Annotated in this window: 1 protein-coding gene; it reads right to left on the bottom strand. The window is 45.9% G+C overall.

What is annotated here, in order from left to right:
• Positions 1 to 245: 245 nt before the first annotated feature.
• The coding region (locus DD606_RS25325) for a retropepsin-like aspartic protease (RefSeq protein WP_219824244.1) at positions 246 to 1170 on the bottom strand (925 nt) is incomplete at its 5' end.

The raw sequence follows: 1170 nt of genomic DNA on the forward strand, positions 1-1170 counted from the left end.
TGATTTACTTTCCTCTTCGTTGCTTTGACCTTCTGGTGATGGGTCGCCAGTTGTGCTTACCTTTTGTAGATACTTCATGATGATACCCATCACATCGATGGAACTGCCGCTTTCATCGGTGGAAGTGGTCTCCTCCTAAGAAGTGGAAGACTCACTAGTGGTTTCATCTGCTGATGTCTCTTGGTCCATTTTCTTCTGCTTGCCGATCTTCATGTCGTAGTAGATTTTTTCCCATTTCTTACTAGTCATGCGTAGAAGGCCAGTGCCCAATCCTGTTTTGCCTTCATGGATATCAACCATGGCCTTCCCAAGATTAGTGGATAGCCCTCCCCCTTAGTAAGCATTACAAAAAGATCTACCTCTACCTTAGTGTTGAAAGCTTTTATTTTTACGGCACTTACCACACCCACACACTTTACTTTTGCGTTGTTTGCCATCTTTGCCTTGCATGGAGAAGGCCTGTCAACCTCGAGCCCTAATTGAAGCATCATAGCTTCGCTCATTACACAGATTTGTGCACCTCCATCAATGTAGGTGTTTCCAACCCTCTTTCCTTTTATGTTTACGTCGACAATTGGAAGGATGTCATCCATGTTGCATCGCGAAATTGCTCCGGCTACCTTTGTTTTGGAGCGTTTTGTACTTACCATTTTAGACCATTGTCGACTTACTTTTGGTGCAAGATGTAGCAGCTGTGGCCATGTAATCTTCGGTCCTTGCTCTGCCACATCCAATGTTAGATCATAGGGATTAGAACTTTCCCCTAGCTGGAAGTCGGTGATGCCCAATTTCCGTCGTGGCCTGGATGGCCTCTTGCTAGTTTCTCCTCTCATGCTTCTCTCATCATCTGATTGTGTAGCTTTCTCCCTCCTAGCTCTTTTCACAGTCATGGCTTCAAGTGGTTCTAAAAAGGTTACCTTCTCCTTACCCTTGTCTTTCTCCTTTACTCTGGGTGGATCCACTACTACAACCTTTCCTTTCTCTTCTAGCCTTATGATGTTTACAGGGCGATTAGGTGGTGGTGCCGGTGGAAGTGGTAGAATGGGTGCTTGTGGTGGTTCCGGTGGTGGGCGTAGAGTTTGTGTTGGTGGGGATGGTGCTCGGGGTGAAGATGTTCTCTCTCTAGGGGGTGACAATTGGTTTCTCCTACCTCCTCTATTATAGTTATGT

The sequence above is a fragment of the Enterobacter cloacae complex sp. GF14B genome, from assembly GCF_004136805.1.
Taxonomy (GTDB): Bacteria; Pseudomonadota; Gammaproteobacteria; order Enterobacterales; family Enterobacteriaceae; genus Enterobacter; species Enterobacter hormaechei_C.